Consider the following 17,119-nt stretch of genomic DNA (forward strand, 5'->3'; position numbering starts at 1 on the left):
CCAGCACGAGGAGAGAACATGACGAACCACGAGACCGGCTTCGCACCCGTCAACGGCACCGAGCTGTACTACGAACGCGCGGGCTCCGGCGACGCCGTGGTCCTGCTGCACACCGGCAACGGCAACACCACCATCTGGGACGGCCAGTTCGAGGAGCTGGCCAAGGACTACACCGTGGTCCGCTACGACTGCCGGGGCTTCGGCCGCTCCGGGTACCCGGACGAGCCGTACCAGTCGGCCGACGACCTCGCCGCCCTCCTCGACCACCTGGGCATCGAGCGCGCCCACGTCATCGGCCCCTCCTTCGGCGGCCGGATCGCCGTGGAGTTCGCGGTGCTGCACCCCGGCAAGGTCCGCTCCCTGCTGCTCGCCGCGCCGGTCAGCCGTGAGCACGTGTGGACCGACGAGGTGAACACGAACCGGATGGCCGAGGAGGACCTCATCTGGGCCGGGGACTACGACAAGGCCCTCGACATCAGCCTCGGCAGCTGGGTCGCCGGACCCAAGCGGACGCTGGCGGACATGGACCCGACACTGATCGCGCGGCTGCGGGTCTCCGCCACCATGGGCTACGACCGCCGGCGCAGGACGGTCGCCGAGACGGGCAACGAGCCCGACGAACTCGAACTGGTGCCCAACGCCGCCGAACGCCTCGGCACCATCCAGGTCCCCACGCTCGTCCTGATCGGCGGCATGGACCAGCCGGACGCCATCGAGATCGGCGAGCGCCTCGCGCGCGACATCCCCGGCGCGAGCGCCGAGTACATAGCCGACCTGGGCCACATGATCACCATGGAGCGGCCCGAGGAGTTCCTGGAGAAGGCCCGTGCCTTCCTCGCGAGGGCGGCACGATGACCGGACTGCTCGCGCCCCGCTCGCTCACCGCCGCGGAACTGTCCGCCGTCACCGCAGAGCTGGACGCCGTACCGGTGCCCTTCCGCTTCGCCCTGTCGGCCGCCCGGCTGCCCAGGGCGACGTTCGGGCGGATGTCCCGCACCTGGCAGACGTTCCGGCGCGGCGTCGAGGCCTTCATCGACCGTCACGACGGTGACGCCGGCCGGATGGCCAAGGCCCTGGGCCTGCCCGAGCGGCTCGTCCCGATGTGGGAGTCGCTGCCCGCGCGGGACTGGCACCTCATCGGCCGGCCCGACATGATCCTCGGCGGTACCGACGGCACCGGCCCCGAGCGCTGCGTCATCGTCGACGTCAACGCGGGCTCCCTCGCCGGGCTGTTCCCGCTCAACGACATGCTGCTGCGCGCCCACCAGGCCGACGTGCTCAGGCCGGAGTTCGGCGCGTGCGGCGAACCCCGTTACCTGATGGGCCGGTTCGCGGACGTGCTGCGCCGGCACATGACGCACGAGGACGGACTGATCGCCCTCACGTACTACGCGGACGAGGCGGCCGGGGACGACCACTTCGACAACTGGCACTACCGCTCACTGGCGTTGGAGCTGGCCCGGCACGGACTCACCGCCCGTTCCGTGCACATGGAGGACATCGAGATCCACGAGGGCGCCGCCTGGCACCAGGGACGGCGCATCGGGCTGGTCCACCGCTACTTCCTGCCGGACGTGGAAAACCCGCACCACATGGCGGAGTTGGCGAGGATATCCGCCGCTGCCCGGGACGGCGCCCTCAGGTCCGTCACCGGTCTGTGGGGAGAGATCCTCGCCACGAAGGCGACCCTCGCCATGCTGTCCGACGAGGAGTTCACCGGCGGGCTGCCGCCCTCCCTCGCCGCCGGCCTGGCCGAGGCGGTCCCCTGGACCAGGCGGCTCACCGAGCGCCACACCTTCTGGCGCGGCGAGCGCGTCGACCTGCTCGACTGGTCCCTGCGCAACCAGCACCGGCTGGTGATCAAGCCCGCGCTGGGGGAGAAGGGCCGGGACGTCCTCATCGGCCGCGAACTCACCGCCGCCGACTGGTCCGGCCTGATCGAACAGGCCGCCACCGCCGAGCGCCCCTGGGTCGTCCAGGAGCTGATGACGCCGACCCCGAAGCCCCTCTCCTTCCAGGACGAGGCCGGCGACCTGCACGAGATCACCGTGCCCGTCGTCTACGGCTCGTACGTCCTGGACGGCGAGTTCGTGGGCGCCATCCGCCGCTACGGCATCAAGGGCGACGGTCACCTGATGATCAACGGTCTTCAGGGCGCGATCCCGGCACCGGTCTACTGGAGCGACGATGAGTGACCTCGTCCTGCTCAACCCGGGGCCCGCGTGCACCTCCCCGGGGGTGCGTGAGGCCATGCTCCGAGGCGATCTGTGCCACCGCGAGCCCGAGTTCGCCGACCTCATGGGCCGCCTGCGCACCTCGGTGGCCCGGTGCCTCGGGATGGCGGACACCCACGAGACCGTGCTCATCACCGGCTCCGGCACGGCGGCCATGGAGACGGCCGTGATCGGCTCGGTCCGCGCCGGACGCAAACTGCTGGTGGTCAACAACGGGGTGTACGGGGCCCGGCTGCTGTCCATGGCCGAGGCGCACGGCGTGGAGACGGTCGTGGTGGAGGCTCCGTGGACCAGACCGGTCGATCCGGGCGCCGTCGCCGACCTGCTGCGATCGGACGGTCGCATCGACGCCGTCGCCTGCGTCCATCACGAGACGACCACCGGAATGCTCAACCCGATCGCGGAGATAGGTGCGATCGTCCGTGATCACGAAGCGGTGTTCCTGGTCGACGCGATCAGCTCGACCGCCATCGAGTCACCCGATCTCGCCGAGGTGCACGCCGACATCGTCTGCGGGACGGCGAACAAGGGGCTGCACGGCGTTCCCGGCGTCTCCTTCCTGCTGCTGTCCACCGCCAAGGGCACGGGCCGGGTCGCGGCGGCGCCCCGGCGCAGCGTCTACCTCGACCCGGCGGCCCAACTGAGGTCCCAGCGCGCCGGGGACATCCCGTTCACCCCGGCGGTCCAGACGTGCTACGCGCTGGACGAGGCCATCGCACAGTACGAGGGGGCCGGCGGGTACGAGGCGCGCCTTGGGCTGTACCGGGAACGCGCGGCCGTGGTGCGCGCCGGGTTCGCCCGGCTCGACCTGCCGGTCCTGATCGAGGAGCCGTACCGCGCGAACTCGGTCACGGCTCTGGGCCTGCCCACCGGCATCACCTACCGTGCCCTGCACGACGAGCTGAAACAGCGCGGCTACGTCATCTACGCCGGGCAGGGGCGCCTGTCGCAGACCCACTTCCGCATCGCCACCATGGGCGAGATCCCGATGCCCCGGCTGGTCGAGCTGGAGGGGGCGCTGGAGGAGTCGATCCGGCACCTCACCAAGGCGCGGGGCGAGTAGGAGCCCTGCACGACGGCGGGCCCCGCCGGGCATCGACCGGCGGGGCCCCTGTCGGTCCCGGGTCCTCAGTCCTGTGCGTCGACCACGCGGAAGCGTTCGGCCACGACCAGGGCGTCGTCGTCCACGACCGGCGTGTACCCGAGCAGTTCGGTCACCTGCGCGCCGCGGAAGAAGTCCCGGTGGGCGGCGGCCCACTCCTGGACGTCGGCGTACCCGCGGCCCTCGTCCAGCGCGAACCGGTCGTCCACCTCGCGGAACGGGATCACCCGGGCCTCGGTCAGTTCGATCACGACGGCCGTGCGGTCGTCCGAGTCGAGCACCGCGTACCGCTGGCCGACCTCCGGGATGGGCTGCCCTATCTGCTCCAGGATCTCGACCAGCGCCGTCATCGCGGTCTTGCGGCCGCTGATGATGGCCTCGACCCCGCTGTCGCGCTCCGGACCGGGGAAGGCAAGGGCAAGCTTGGGGAGATCGTCAGCGCTCATGCCGTCGAGCGTACCCGACGGCATCCGTCAACTCGTTGATTGAAAAGCCGAGTTGGCGTGCCGACGGAACGCCGGTCCGTCCGGCCCGCGGCGGGGGCGGACGGACCGGCGTGAGCGGTCACGCGGTCCGGATCATTCCCGGACTACTGGGTGAAGGCCGCGGTCCCGTTCGGGGTGCCGAGACCCGTCGGGCCGTCGTAACCCGTGCCCGCCTGGCACAGGTAGGAGACGTCGCACGACCCGTTCGAGCCGCTGGTGACGTCGTTGAGCTGGTCCGGGTGCGCGTAGGGGTACGACGCCGGGGTGTCGCTCGCGCCCGGGGTGCCCGCGAGGGCGTAGACGCCGGCGATGAACGGCGCGGCGGCGCTGGTGCCGCCGTACACGTTCCAGCCGCTGGCCTGGTACGTGTCGTAGACGGCGAGACCGGTGGCCGGGTCGGCCACGGACGCGACGTCGGCGACCGCGCGCTTGGCGCAGCCGGTGTCCTGCTGCCAGGACGGCTTGGCGGCGTACTGCGAGCAGCCCGAGCCCGCGCCGTCGCCGCCGGCCGAGGTGCCCCAGACGGTCTCGGAGTAGCCGCGGGCGCTGCTGTCCTTCGTCAGCGAGGTGCCGCCGACCGCCGTCACGTACGGGGAGGCCGCCGGGTACTCGACGCCGTAGCCGCTGTCACCGGAACTGACGGTGATGGCGACGCCGGGGTGCTTGAAGTACTGCTCGTCCGCGGTGGCGTCGTCGGACCCCTCGCTGCCGCCGTAGCTGTTGGACACGAACTTGGCGCCCTGCGAGACGGCCTGGTTCACGGCCGTGCCCAGGTCGTCCATGCCGGCCGAGTCGGCCTCGACCAGCAGGATCTTGCACTGCGGACAGGCCGCGCTGACCATGTCGACGTCGAGGGAGATCTCACCCGCCCAACCCGCGTCCGGGGAGGGGTAGTTGGTGCCGCCGTTCTGGTCGATCTTCTTGAAGCAGCCGTTGGCGGTGCTGCACTCGGGAAGGTTGTACTGGGAGCGGTAGGCCGCCAGGTCCTTCTCCGCGTTCGGGTCGTCGTTGGCGTCCACGATCGCGACCGTCTGGCCCGAACCGCCGTCCGTCGGGAGGTTGTAGGCGGCCTGGAGGTCGGACGGCCCGAAGCCCTGCGGGGTGTCGTCGGGGCCGAGGGACTTGTGCTGGGCGATGTCGGTGCGCTCGACCGACTGGCAGGCCATGTAGCCGGGCTTGCTCGGCTGCGAACACAGCCGGTGGGTGTGCACCGTCGTGGCCGCCGAGGCGCTCGCCGCGTGGGAGGCGGCGGGGGTGGTGGCGAAGGCCGACGTCTGGGTGGCGACGGCGACGCCGCCGGTGATCAGAGCCGCCGCGGACAGCAGCGCGGGAGCGCTGCGGCGTATCCGGTTCCTTCTGCGGTGGGAATGCAAAGAACTGCCCTCCGTGGGGGGATGGTCGACTCCGGCGCGACGGCCGGCAGGCATGTCAAGGGCATGACAATCCGCCGTTGGGGGCGGCCGGACGGAGTCCGTTTCCGGGCATCTTGATGGATGTGCCACCTCGGTCAGTGGTGGCCACGAGCGAGGTTATTGACTGTTTGCCGTTGAGAACAAGGGCAGTTGGTAAAACCTTGGCCCATGCTCTTGGGGTTGGCCGGATGTCTTGTGTGGCCATGGAGGTCCGGCGCGACCGTCAACCGTCTGATGTCGGTCCGGCGCGAGACGGTCGACCGCCGGAGCGCGCCCCAGGAACTGGCCGGATCGCTCGGCCCGCTCCGGACCCAGGGGCGGTGGCACGCCCGGCTCCCCGGACCGCGTCGAGATCCTGTGCGACCCGGGGGCGATCGGTGAACGTTTCGCCGACATCCGGCGCCAGGACCGTCACGAACTCCTCACCTTCTGCAAACTCTCTTCGTCGCCCCGACCGAGCACACGGCGGGCGTCACCGCCGTCCGCCGCCTCCACCGGTCCGGCGGCACGGCACGCGCGATCCATCTGTCCGAGGCCCTGACCGACGCCGGCACCGTCGCCCACGTCCGCCGTTTCGCCGACGCCGGCGAGGAGGCCCGCCTCGCCGCCGCCCCCCGCCGGGAGCGCCGGCCGTGCCCGCAGAGGCCGGTTCCGACGCTCGACCGGACGCCCCGCGCGCCCTGCTTCCTGTACGCGGAGGTCGTCCGGGCCCATCGGGAGCGGAGCCGCGGCGCGGACCGATCCGCGGCCGGCGGCTCCCGCGAGCAGCCGGCTCGGCCGGACGCCACGCGCACGGCGCGCGCCCCTTTGCGCCGTGGGAGGATCTCTCACTGTGAGCGCATCCCCGGCGGTGAGAGGCCTGCGGGCCGCGGTGTTCGCCGCGGTGTGCGTGCTGCTCGCCGCCGCCGGCCATGGACTGGCCATGGGGGAGATGCCGTCGCCGGGCTCCGACGGGGCCGGTTTCCTCGCGGTGTTCGCGCTCGGCTGGACGCTGGGCGGGCGGGAGCGGTCGGGGAGGGGCATCGGCGCGGCCATGCTGCTCACCCAGGCGGGCCTGCACGTGTGGTTCGACGCGGACCGCACCGGCTCCCCGATGGCAGCCATGCCAGGCATGACCGGGCCCGCCGCCATGCGGATGACGGCCGCCCCCGCGCACACCACGGCCCAAGCCGCCGCCGCCCACCTCCTCGCCGCCCTGGCCGTCTCCTGGTGGCTGCGGCGGGGCGAGGCCGCGCTGTGGGCGCTGCTGCGGCGCACCGCCGCACTCGTCCCCGGCCTCCCCACCCGGTGGCACCCCGCCCCGCTGCCCACCGCCGAGCCGGTCCCGCGGAACCGAGCCGGTCATGAGCCGCTGCGCCGGGCCCCGCTGCGGCACGCGGTCACCCGGCGCGGACCGCCCGCCCCGATCCCGTACTCGCCCTGACCCCTGACCCGTGTCACACGTCACCCGTACGGAGATCGACTCACCCATGTCCGCAGCACGCATCACCCCGCGCCGCGCCGGAACCGTCACCGCCGCCGCCCTCGCCTCGGTCCTGCTCGCCGCCGGCGTCGCCGAGGCCCACGTCACCGTCCACCCCGAGAGCTACGCCAAGGGCGCCACCGACGGCGTGCTGACCTTCCGCGTGCCCAACGAGGAGGACCACGCCTACACCAGCAAGGTCCAGGTCTTCCTGCCCACCGACCACCCCGTCCTCGGCATCATGGTCCGCCCGCAGAACGGCTGGACCGCCAAGGTGACCACCACCAAGCTGAAGACGCCGGTCAAGACCGACGACGGCACCCTCACCGAGGCGGCCTCCGAGATCACCTTCACCGGGGGAAGGATCGCGGCCGGGCAGTACGAGGACTTCGACGTCGCCTTCGGTGAACTGCCCGAGGACACCGGGCAGTTGGTGTTCAAGACCCTCCAGACCTACTCGGACGGCAAGGTCGTCCGCTGGATCGGGCAACCGGCCTCCGGCGACGACGAGCCGGACGACCCGGCCCCGGTCCTGAAGCTCACCGCGGACGACCCCACGCCCGCCGCGGCCCCGGCCGGCGCGGAGAGCGCCGGCGCGAGCGACTCCACCGCGCGCGGGCTCGGCACCGCCGGGCTGGTCGTCGGCGTCCTGGGTCTGGCCGCCGCCGCGTTCGCGCTGGTACGGAGCAGGTCCGCGGGGCGCTCGTAGGAGGGCGGCCGGTGGGCCCGCACGTCGCGCGGGCCCACCACGGACCGTCACCACGGTCGGCGCCGCCCGCACCGGCCACCGCCGGTACGGCACCGACCCCCGCGGCACGGAGCACCTCGCCGCCGGGAAGCGGTGACGACTCCGGCGGGCGGGGCCGGTGCCCGGCGCGGTCCGCCGCTGCCCACCGGGCGAGTCCGCCGAGCAGCGCGGGCGCGGCGGTACCGGGCACAGCGTCGCGGAGACCGCCCTCAGCGGCGCGCACCGCGCGCCTGTGCCCCGTGCCGCGCGCAGTCAGCGAGTGGACATGGCCGCCGGCCGGTCGCGGACGGTGTCCACGAAGGGGCCGCCGGGTCCGCCGGACGGCGTACGGCCGGGAATGCGCCCCCGCCCACGGGCGGTTGATCCCTGCATGACTCAGGACTCCACGCAGGACGCGCTCCTCCCGCTGCTCTCCGAAGGACACGGCGGCGTACTGGTCACCCTCCGCCGCGACGGCCGCCCCCAGCTGTCCAATGTCAGTCACGCCTACGACCCCGACGAGCGGATCATCCGCGTCTCCGTCACCGACGACCGCGCCAAGACCCGCAATCTGCGCCGCGACCCCCGCGCCTCGTACCACGTCACCAGCGACGACCGCTGGGCGTACACCGTCGCCGAGGGCACGGCCGAACTGTCCCCGGTCGCCGAGGACCCCCATGACGAGACCGTGGAGGAGCTGATCCGGCTCTACCGCGCGGTGCTCGGCGAGCACCCGGACTGGGACGACTACCGCGCCGCGATGGTCCGCGACCGCCGCCTCGTGGTCCGGCTGCACGTCGCACGGGTGTACGGCATCCCCAAGCGCTGACCCGTGTAGCCCCGAGCGCCGGCCCGGACTACGCCGCGCCGTCCGTCCGTGCCTCGATGGCCTTGAGCACGGCGACCATGTCCTCGCCGCCGTGCCCCGCGGCCACCGTCTCCTCGAACAGGGCGTGGCAGACGTCGAGGAGCGGGGACGCCGAGCGGGCCTTGCGGGCGGCCTCGGCGACGAGCCGGTTGTTCTTCAGGACGTCGAGCGCGGCCGCCTGCACGGCGAAGTCCCGCTCGCGCAGCTTGGGCGCCTTCATCCGGGAGACCGGGCTGGCCATGGGGCCCGCGTCGAGGACGTCCAGGAACAGGCGGGGGTCCAGGCCCTGCCGTTCGGCGAAGTGGAAGGCCTCGGTCAGCCCGGTCACCAGGGTGATCAGGAACAGGTTGACCGACAGCTTCATCAGCAGGGCGCCGGGTGCCGCGCCGCACGCGAACGTCTCGCGGCACATCGGGGCGAGCAACGGCCGCACGGCGTCCACGGCCGCCGGCTCGCCCGCGAGCAGGGCCACCAACTTCCCCTGTTCCGCGGGCACTCGCGACCCGGAGACCGGTGCCTCGACATAGCGGCCGCCGACGGCGCGGACGTCGGCCTCCAGGGCGCCGGAGTACTCGGGCGAGGTGGTGCCCATGTGGACGACGGTCCGCCCCGCGACCCGCGCGGCCAGCTCCGGGGTGCCCCGGCCGAGGACCGCGTCCACGGCCGCCTCGTCGGCGAGCATCAGCAGGACCACCTCGGCCCGCGCGAACACCTCGGCGGGGTCCGCGGCGACCTCGGCGCCGGCCGCGCGCAGCGGCTCGGCGCGGTGCGGGGTGCGGTTCCAGACCACCAGGGGGGTACCGGCGCACGTCAGGCGCAGGGCCATGGGCCCGCCCATCACTCCGAGACCGATGAATCCGACGTGCACGGGGCCGCCCCTCGTCCAGCGAGCCGATTATGACAGCGGTCATAGTAGCGGGCGTTATGACGGCGGTCATAGAGTCGCCTCGGTCATAGAGTTGTCCCAGGTGAGGAACGGAGGCATGGAATGAGCGAGCGGCAGCGCGGGCCGCGCGAGCGGATGGTGTTCAGCGCGGCCCAGCTCATCCGGCGCGACGGGGTGCACGCGACCGGTATGCGCGAGGTCGCCGCGCACGCCGGGGCGCCCCGCGGCTCCCTCCAGCACTACTTCCCGGGCGGCAAGGAACAACTGGTCGGTGAGGCCGTCGCGTGGGCCGGGCGGTACGCGGGCAAGCGGGTCGGACGCTTCGTCGAGGGGCTGGCCGAGCCGACGCCGAGCGCCTTGTTCGCGGCGATGTGCGCGCAGTGGACCGACGAGTACCAGCGGGACGGTTTCGTCGCGGGCTGCCCGGTCGCCGCCGCCACCGTCGACTGCGCCGCCACCGACGACGCCACCCGCGCGGCCGTGGCCGCCGCGTTCACCACCTGGCGGACCCCGCTCGCCGAGGCGCTCACCGCCATGGGCGTGCCCGCCGACCGGTCCCTGGCCCTGGCCACGCTGATGATCAGCACCCTGGAGGGCGCGATCCTGATGGCGCGGGCCGAACAGGACGTACGGCCCCTGACGACGGTGGTGCGCGAACTGGGCCCGCTGCTGGACGCCGCGGTGACCCGGCCGGCGCCGGGCGAGCCGGGCATCAGCGGCCGGCCGGGTCCGCCCCCTCGCTCGTGAGGTACGCGACCACCATGTCCCCGACCATCGTCCGGTAGTGCTCCCGCCACTGCGGATCCGCCAGGTCCCGCCCGAACAGCGCGTCGAACGTGCGCCGGTTGACCGTACGGAAGAAGCAGAACGAGCTGATCACCGCGTGCAGGTCGACCGCGTCCACGCCCGCCCTGAACACCCCCGCCTCCCGCCCCGCCGCGACGATCCCCCGCAGCACGTCGAGCGCCGGGGATCCGATCGCGCCGAGTCCCCGGGTGGCCGTGATGTGCTCGGCGCCCTGGAGGTCCTCGATGCTCAACAGGCGTAGGTAGTCCGGGTGTCGCTCGTGGTGGTCGAAGGTCAGCTCGGCCAGGCGCCGGATCGCCGCGACCGGGTCCAGGTGGGCGACGTCCAGTCGCCGCTCGGCCTCGCGCAGCGCGCCGTGGGCCCGTTCCAGGACGGCGGTGAACAACTGCTCCTTGCCGCCGAAGTAGTAGTAGATCATCCGCTTGGTGGTGCGGGTGCGGGCGGCGATCTCCTCCACGCGGGCGCCCTCGTAGCCGGCCCGCGCGAACTCCCGGGTGGCCACGTCGAGGATCTCGGCCTTGGTCCGGGCGGCGTCGCGCGCCCGCCCGTCGGGCCGTGCCGGTTCTTCGACGCTGGTCATAGGGTGTTTCCTTCGGGCCTCGGTCCGCCGCGGTGGTGTGGTCGCTGCCGACGATTCTAGGACGCGAACATGACAGTACGGTCGCCGTGGCCCGGATGGCGTGGGCGACGGGCACCACATCACCGTCGTCCGCGCGAGCGCGGCGTCGACGCGGGCCGTACCCGGTCGGCTCCGGCCCCGCCTCGGCCGGTGACCCGCCCGGGTGTTCTCCGGCCCCGTCGGCAGGCAGGGACAGGAGCGGGACGAGGGACGTGGCCCGTTCCTCGCGCGGTCGGTGAGGGCAGGCCGGTGCAGCCGGTGTGCTGCCCCGACCTGCCCCGCCGGTCCACCCGTGGCGGACCGGCGGAAGGTCCCCCGCGGTCAGCCCTTCTTCTCGACCGCGTGGCCGCCGAACTGGTTGCGCAGCGCCGCGATCATCTTCATCTGCGGCGAGTCGTCCTGCCGGGAGGCGAACCGGGCGAACAGCGAGGCGGTGATCGCCGGGAGCGGCACCGCGTTGTCGATGGCGGCCTCGACGGTCCAGCGGCCCTCGCCGGAGTCCTCCGCGTAGCCGCGCAGCTTCTCCAGGTGCTCGTCCTCGTCCAGCGAGTTGACCGCGAGGTCGAGCAGCCAGGAGCGGATGACCGTGCCCTCCTGCCAGGAGCGGAACACCTCGCGGACGTTCTCCACCGAGTGCACCTTCTCCAGCAGCTCCCAGCCCTCGGCGTACGCCTGCATCATGGCGTACTCGATGCCGTTGTGGACCATCTTGGAGAAGTGCCCGGCGCCGACCCGGCCCGCGTGCACATAGCCGTACGGGCCCTCCGGCTTGAGCGCGTCGAAGATCGGCCGGAGCCGGTCCACGTGCTCCTTCTCGCCGCCGACCATGAGCGCGTAGCCGTTCTGCAGGCCCCACACACCGCCGGAGACACCGGCGTCCACGAATCCGATGCCCTTGATGCCGAGCGCCGCGGCGTGCTTCTCGTCGTCCGTCCAACGGGAGTTGCCGCCGTCGATCACCGTGTCGCCGGGCTCCAGCAGATCGCCCAGCTCGTCCACGACCGTCTGGGTGGCGGTGCCGGCCGGGACCATCACCCACACATGCCGGGGCGCGTCCAGCTTCTCGACCAGTTCGGCGAGGCTCTTGACGTCGGAGACCTCAGGGTTGCGGTCGTAGCCGATGACGGTGTGGCCGGCGCGGCGGATCCGCTCGCGCATGTTGCCGCCCATCTTGCCGAGACCGATGAGACCGAGCTGCATGATCAGTTCTCCTGAACGTTCTTGAGAGTGCGGTAGGCGGCGACGAGGGCCGTGGTGGACGGGTCGAGACCCGGCACGTCGGCGCCCTGGGTGAGGGCGGGTTCGACGCGCTTGGCGAGGACCTTGCCCAGCTCCACGCCCCACTGGTCGAAGGAGTCGATGTTCCACACCGCGCCCTGCACGAACACCTTGTGCTCGTACAGCGCGATCAGCTGGCCCAGTACGGACGGGGTCAGCTCGGCGGCGAGGATCGTCGTGGTCGGGTGGTCGCCGCGGAAGGTGCGGTGCGCCACCTGCTCCTCGGGCACGCCCTCCGCGCGGACCTCCTCGGCGCTCTTGCCGAAGGCGAGCGCCTGGGTCTGGGCGAAGAAGTTGGCCATCAACAGGTCGTGCTGCGCCTTGAGTTCATCGCTGAGCTCGCCGACCGGGCGGGCGAAGCCGATGAAGTCGGCGGGGATCAGCCTGGTGCCCTGGTGGATCAACTGGTAGTACGCGTGCTGCCCGTTGGTGCCGGGCGTACCCCACACCACGGGGCCCGTCTGCCACTCCACCGGGCGCCCCTGCCGGTCCACCGACTTGCCGTTGGACTCCATGTCCAGCTGCTGGAGATAGGCGGTGAACTTGGACAGGTAGTGGCTGTACGGCAGTACGGCGTGCGACTGGGCGTCGTAGAAGTTGCCGTACCAGATGCCCAGCAGGCCGAGGATCAGCGGGGCGTTGGCCTCGGCGGGCGCGGTGCGGAAGTGCTCGTCGACCAGCCGGAAGCCGTCCAGCATCTCCCGGAACCGGTCGGGCCCGATGGCGATCATCAGGGAGAGGCCGATCGCGGAGTCGTACGAGTAGCGGCCGCCGACCCAGTCCCAGAACTCGAACATGTTGGCCGTGTCGATGCCGAACTCGGTCACTTTGGCCGTGTTGGTCGAAAGCGCCACGAAGTGCTTCGCCACGGCCTTCTCGTCGCCGTCGAACGATTCGAGCAGCCACGAACGCGCGGAAGTCGCGTTGGTGATCGTCTCGATCGTCGTGAACGTCTTGGACGCGACGATGAACAGGGTCTCCGCCGGGTCCAGGTCGCGCGTCGCCTCGTGCAGATCGGCGCCGTCCACGTTGGACACGAAGCGAACGGTCAGCTCCCGGTCGGTGTACGGGCGCAGCACCTCGTACGCCATCGCGGGGCCCAGGTCCGAGCCGCCGATGCCGATGTTGACGACATTGCGGATCCGCTTGCCGGTGTGCCCGGTCCAGACTCCGGAGCGGACCCGCTCGGCGAAGTCGCTCATCCTGTCGAGGACGGCGTGCACCTTGGGCACCACGTTCTCGCCGTCGACCTCGATCACCGCGTCCCGGGGCGCGCGCAGCGCGGTGTGCAGCACCGCCCGGTCCTCGGTGATGTTGATCCGCTCGCCGCGGAACATGGCGTCCCGCAGGCCGGACACCCCGGTGGCGTCGGCGAGTTCCTGGAGCAGGGCCAGGGTCTCGTCCGTGACCAGGTGCTTGCTGTAGTCGATGTACAGGTCACCGACCCGGACCACGTACCGCTCGGCGCGGCCGGGGTCCGACGCGAACAGGTCGCGCAGGTGCCGGGTCCCCTCGGCGCGGTGGTCGGCCAGCGCCGTCCACTCGGGCCGATGGGTCAGGTTGGGATAAGGGGCGTCTGCCATCTCAGGCGTTCTCCTTGGCGGCCTCGCCGGTCAGGGCGATGGCGTACATCTCGTCGGCGTCGAGGCGGCGCAGCTCCTCGGCGATGAGTTCGGAGGTGGGACGGACCTTCAGGGCGAGGGTGCGCGGCGGCTGGCCCGGCAGGGTGAGCGTCGCGAGCGGGCCCTCGGGGCGGTCCAGGACGATCTCGCCGTCGCGGGTGCCCAGCCGTACGGCGGTGACCACCGGGCCCTCGGTGACCACGCGGTCCACGTTCACCCCCAGCCGCGCCTCCAGCCAGCGGGCCAGCAGCTCGGCGCTGGGGTTGTCCGCCTCGGCCTCCACGGCCGCCGACGTCACCTTCGTCCGGGCCTGGTCCAGCGCGGCGGCCAGCATGGACCGCCACAGCGTCAGCCGGGTCCAGGCGAGGTCGGTGTCGCCGGGGGCGTAGTTGCGGGCGCGGGCCTCCAGGACCTGCATCGGCCGCTCCACCGCGTACAGATCGGTGATCCGGCGCTGGGCGAGCGCGCCGAGCGGGTCCGCGGAGGGGGTGTCGGGCGCGTCCACCGGCCACCACACGACGACCGGGGCGTCCGGCAGCAGCAGCGGCAGCACCACCGAGGCGGCGTGGTCGGACACCTCGCCGTAGGTGCGCAGCACCACGGTCTCGCCGGTGCCGGCCTCGGAGCCGACCCGGACCTCGGCGTCCAGGCGCGAGTGGGTGCGGTCGCGCAGGGTGCGGGCGTGCCGCTTGATGACGACCAGAGTGCGCGAGGGGTGCTCGTGCGAGGCCTCCTCGGCGGCCCGCATCGAGTCGTAGGCGTTCTCCTCGTCCGTGACGATGACCATCGTCAGGACCATGCCCACGGCCGGGGTGCCGATCGCTCGGCGGCCGGTCACCAGCGCCTTGTTGATCTTGCTTGCCGTGGTGTCGGTCAGGTCGATCTTCATGGCCTGCGCCAGCTCCGTCCGTCTCGTGCGAGCATCTCGTCGGCTTCCCTCGGTCCCCAGCTGCCCGACGCGTACTGCGCCGGACGGCCGTTCGCCGCCCAGTACTCCTCGATCGGGTCGAGGATCTTCCAGGACTGTTCCACTTCCTGGTGGCGGGGGAACAGGTTGGCGTCGCCCAGGAGCACGTCCAGGATGAGCCGCTCGTACGCCTCCGGGCTGGACTCGGTGAACGACTCGCCGTAGGCGAAGTCCATCGACACGTCCCGGATCTCCATGGAGGTGCCGGGCACCTTGGAGCCGAAGCGGACGGTCATGCCCTCGTCCGGCTGGACGCGGATGACGATCGCGTTCTGGCCCAGCTCCTCGGTGGCCGTGGAGTCGAACGGGGAGTGCGGGGCCCGCTTGAACACCACCGCGATCTCGGTCACCCGGCGGCCCAGGCGCTTGCCGGTGCGCAGGTAGAACGGGACGCCCGCCCAGCGGCGGTTGTCGATGCCGATCTTGATGGCGGCGAAGGTGTCGGTCTTCGACTTCGGGTCGATGCCCTCCTCCTCCAGATAGCCGACGACCTTCTCGCCGCCCTGCCAGCCGCCCGCGTACTGCGCCCGCACCGTGTGCCGGCCCAGGTCCTCCGGGAGCCGCACCGACTTCAGCACCTTCAGCTTCTCGGTGAGCAGCGCCTCCGCGTCGAACGCGATGGGCTCCTCCATGGCGGTGAGCGCCATCAGCTGGAGCAGGTGGTTCTGGATGACGTCACGGGCGGCGCCGATGCCGTCGTAGTAGCCGGCCCGGCCCCCGATGCCGATGTCCTCGGCCATGGTGATCTGGACATGGTCGACGTAGCTGCGGTTCCAGATCGGCTCGTACATCTGGTTGGCGAAGCGCAGCGCCAGGATGTTCTGGACGGTCTCCTTGCCGAGGTAGTGGTCGATCCGGAACACCTGGTCCGGCTCGAACACCTCGTGCACGATCGAGTTCAGCTCGCGGGCGCTGGCCAGGTCGTGGCCGAACGGCTTCTCGATGACCGCGCGCCGCCAGGAACCCTCGGGCGGGCTCGCCAGGCCGTGCTTCTTCAGCTGCTGCACGACCTTCGGGAAGAACCTCGGCGGCACCGAGAGGTAGAACGCGAAGTTGCCGCCGGTGCCGCGGGAGGCGTCCAGCTCCTCCACGGCGTCCTTGAGCTGCTTGAACGCGGTGTCGTCGTCGAAGTCGCCGGGGATGAAGCGCATGCCCTCGGCGAGCTGCTGCCACACCTCCTCGCGGAACGGGGTGCGGGAGTGCTCGCGCACCGAGTCGTGGACGACCTGCGCGAAGTCCTGGTCCTCCCACTCGCGGCGGGCGAAGCCGACCAGGGAGAAGCCCGGCGGCAGCAGACCGCGGTTGGCCAGGTCGTACACGGCCGGCATCAGCTTCTTGCGGGACAGGTCACCGGTCACACCGAAGATGACCAGGCCCGACGGACCCGCGATGCGCGGGAGCCGGCGGTCCCGGGTGTCCCGCAGGGGGTTCACCCACTCCGCGGCCGGGGCGATGGGCACCCGCACGTCCTCGGGCGCCGGGGCGGGGCTCGCCTGGTCGGTCATCGCGCGTCAACTCCCTTGCTCTCCAGGGACTTCGCCACCGCGTCCAGCAGGTCCTGCCAGGCCGCCTCGAACTTGGCGACGCCCTCGTCCTCCAGTTGCTGGACGACCTCGTCGTAGGAGATGCCGAGCCGCTCGACCGCGTCGAGGTCGGCACGGGCCTGCGCGTAGCCGCCGGTCACCGTGTCGCCGGTGATCTCGCCGTGGTCGGCGACGGCGTTCAAGGTGGCCTCCGGCATCGTGTTGACCGTGCCCGGCGCGACGAGGTCGTCCACATACAGGGTGTCCTTGTACGCGGGATCCTTCACACCGGTGGACGCCCACAGCGGACGCTGCTTGTTCGCCTTGGCACCGGCGAGCGCCAGCCAGCGGTCCGCCGCGAAGACCTCCTCGTACGCCTCGTAGGCCAGGCGCGCGTTGGCGAGGGCCGCGCGGCCCTTGAGGGCGAGGGCCTCGTCGGTGCCGAGGGCGGTCAGCCGCTTGTCGATCTCGGAGTCCACGCGGGAGACGAAGAACGACGCCACCGAGTGGATGGTGGACAGGTCGATGCCGCGCTCGCGGGCCTTCTCCAGACCGGCCAGGTAGGCGGCCATGACCTCGCGGTAGCGCTCCAGGGAGAAGATCAGGGTCACGTTGACGCTGATGCCGAGCCCGATGACCTCGGTGATGGCCGGCAGACCCGCCTTGGTCGCCGGGATCTTGATCATCACGTTCGGGCGGTCGACCAGCCAGAACAGCTGCTTGGCCTCGGCGACGGTCGCCGCGGTCTCGTGCGCCAGCCGGGGGTCGACCTCGATGGAGACGCGGCCGTCGCGGCCGTTCGTCGCCCGGTACACGGAGTCCAGGACGTCGGCGGCGGCCCGCACGTCGGCGGTCGTCATCATCCGTACGGCCTCGTCGACCGTCACGCCGCGCACGGCCAGGTCGGTGAGCTGCTCCTCGTACCCCTGGCCGGAGCCTATGGCCGCCTGGAAGATCGACGGGTTGGTGGTGACACCGACGGCGCTGCCGCTCGCCACCAGGTCGGCGAGGCTGCCCGAGGTGATCCGCCCCCGCGACAGGTCGTCCAGCCAGACGGACACACCCTCGTCGGCAAGGCGCTTGAGGGCTCCCGGGGTCGCGATTGCTTCGGTCACAGTGATCATCTT

At 71.9% G+C, this 17,119-nt stretch carries 16 protein-coding genes; 7 read left to right on the forward strand and 9 right to left on the reverse strand.

Features of this window, described 5'->3' with window-relative positions; all coding sequences use genetic code 11:
* Window positions 1-18 precede the first annotated feature (18 nt).
* The 3 genes from ACWDD7_RS07430 to ACWDD7_RS07440 are packed head-to-tail and all read left to right on the forward strand — an operon-like array spanning window position 19 to window position 3,297.
* A complete protein-coding gene (locus tag ACWDD7_RS07430) occupies window positions 19-855 on the forward strand; it encodes an alpha/beta fold hydrolase (RefSeq protein ID WP_351877409.1) in 837 nt (278 codons plus the stop codon).
* Complete coding sequence (locus ACWDD7_RS07435) at window positions 852-2,195, forward strand: glutathionylspermidine synthase family protein (protein ID WP_351877407.1); 1,344 nt, start codon at window positions 852-854, stop codon at window positions 2,193-2,195. The genes ACWDD7_RS07430 and ACWDD7_RS07435 overlap by 4 nt, the downstream gene beginning before the upstream one ends.
* Window positions 2,188-3,297 carry a pyridoxal-phosphate-dependent aminotransferase family protein gene (locus tag ACWDD7_RS07440; RefSeq protein ID WP_450456683.1) on the forward strand — a complete coding sequence of 370 codons (1,110 nt, stop codon included), beginning with the start codon at window positions 2,188-2,190 and terminating at the stop codon, window positions 3,295-3,297. The genes ACWDD7_RS07435 and ACWDD7_RS07440 overlap by 8 nt, the downstream gene beginning before the upstream one ends.
* 65 nt (window positions 3,298-3,362) lie before the next feature.
* Here the strand turns inward: ACWDD7_RS07440 and ACWDD7_RS07445 are convergent, their stop codons facing one another.
* Both ACWDD7_RS07445 and ACWDD7_RS07450 read right to left on the reverse strand, forming a co-directional pair.
* Complete coding sequence (locus ACWDD7_RS07445; RefSeq protein ID WP_351877403.1) at window positions 3,363-3,782, reverse strand: ASCH domain-containing protein; 420 nt, start codon at window positions 3,780-3,782, stop codon at window positions 3,363-3,365.
* A 143-nt stretch (window positions 3,783-3,925) separates the two neighbouring features.
* Window positions 3,926-5,194, reverse strand: a complete 1,269-nt coding sequence (locus ACWDD7_RS07450; protein WP_450456684.1) for a S53 family peptidase — start codon at window positions 5,192-5,194, stop codon at window positions 3,926-3,928.
* Window positions 5,195-6,065: 871 nt separating this feature from the next.
* On the opposite strand from ACWDD7_RS07450, the gene ACWDD7_RS07455 reads away from it, so the two are divergent.
* From ACWDD7_RS07455 to ACWDD7_RS07465, 3 genes are all read left to right on the forward strand, one after another.
* On the forward strand, window positions 6,066-6,656 hold the full coding sequence (locus tag ACWDD7_RS07455) for a hypothetical protein (protein ID WP_450456685.1): 591 nt from the start codon (window positions 6,066-6,068) through the stop codon (window positions 6,654-6,656).
* A gap of 46 nt (window positions 6,657-6,702) precedes the next feature.
* Entirely contained in the window at window positions 6,703-7,404 is a 702-nt protein-coding gene (locus ACWDD7_RS07460; RefSeq protein ID WP_450456686.1) for a YcnI family copper-binding membrane protein, read from the forward strand.
* Between the two features lie 409 nt (window positions 7,405-7,813).
* Window positions 7,814-8,251, forward strand: a complete 438-nt coding sequence (locus ACWDD7_RS07465) for a PPOX class F420-dependent oxidoreductase (RefSeq protein WP_351876508.1) — start codon at window positions 7,814-7,816, stop codon at window positions 8,249-8,251.
* A 28-nt stretch (window positions 8,252-8,279) separates the two neighbouring features.
* Here the strand turns inward: ACWDD7_RS07465 and ACWDD7_RS07470 are convergent, their stop codons facing one another.
* Entirely contained in the window at window positions 8,280-9,158 is an 879-nt protein-coding gene (locus ACWDD7_RS07470) for an NAD(P)-dependent oxidoreductase (protein ID WP_450456687.1), read from the reverse strand.
* 120 nt (window positions 9,159-9,278) lie between these two features.
* On the opposite strand from ACWDD7_RS07470, the gene ACWDD7_RS07475 reads away from it, so the two are divergent.
* Complete coding sequence (locus tag ACWDD7_RS07475; protein ID WP_450456688.1) at window positions 9,279-9,923, forward strand: TetR/AcrR family transcriptional regulator; 645 nt, start codon at window positions 9,279-9,281, stop codon at window positions 9,921-9,923.
* Here the strand turns inward: ACWDD7_RS07475 and ACWDD7_RS07480 are convergent.
* The 6 genes from ACWDD7_RS07480 to tal all read right to left on the reverse strand — a co-directional run bounded on the left by ACWDD7_RS07480 (window position 9,889) and on the right by tal (window position 17,116).
* Window positions 9,889-10,563, reverse strand: a complete 675-nt coding sequence (locus ACWDD7_RS07480; protein ID WP_351876511.1) for a TetR/AcrR family transcriptional regulator — start codon at window positions 10,561-10,563, stop codon at window positions 9,889-9,891. The genes ACWDD7_RS07475 and ACWDD7_RS07480 overlap by 35 nt on opposite strands.
* 360 nt (window positions 10,564-10,923) lie before the next feature.
* The gene (gene gnd / locus ACWDD7_RS07485) at window positions 10,924-11,802 is read right to left on the reverse strand and encodes a phosphogluconate dehydrogenase (NAD(+)-dependent, decarboxylating) (protein WP_450456689.1); all 879 of its coding nucleotides are present in this window, start codon (window positions 11,800-11,802) and stop codon (window positions 10,924-10,926) included.
* A gap of 2 nt (window positions 11,803-11,804) precedes the next feature.
* Entirely contained in the window at window positions 11,805-13,463 is a 1,659-nt protein-coding gene (pgi, locus tag ACWDD7_RS07490) for a glucose-6-phosphate isomerase (protein ID WP_450456690.1), read from the reverse strand.
* A gap of 1 nt (window position 13,464) precedes the next feature.
* Window positions 13,465-14,391: a glucose-6-phosphate dehydrogenase assembly protein OpcA gene (gene opcA, locus ACWDD7_RS07495; RefSeq protein WP_450456691.1), complete on the reverse strand. Its 927-nt coding sequence runs from the start codon at window positions 14,389-14,391 to the stop codon at window positions 13,465-13,467.
* The gene (gene zwf / locus ACWDD7_RS07500) at window positions 14,388-15,974 is read right to left on the reverse strand and encodes a glucose-6-phosphate dehydrogenase (RefSeq protein WP_351876515.1); all 1,587 of its coding nucleotides are present in this window, start codon (window positions 15,972-15,974) and stop codon (window positions 14,388-14,390) included. Before zwf ends, opcA begins: the two co-directional genes overlap by 4 nt.
* Window positions 15,971-17,116 (reverse strand): transaldolase, encoded by a 1,146-nt coding sequence (gene tal, locus ACWDD7_RS07505; RefSeq protein WP_450456692.1) that lies wholly within the window; start codon window positions 17,114-17,116, stop codon window positions 15,971-15,973. The genes zwf and tal overlap by 4 nt, the downstream gene beginning before the upstream one ends.
* Window positions 17,117-17,119: the final 3 nt, after the last annotated feature.

The sequence above is a fragment of the Streptomyces sp. NPDC001056 genome, from assembly GCF_053598955.1.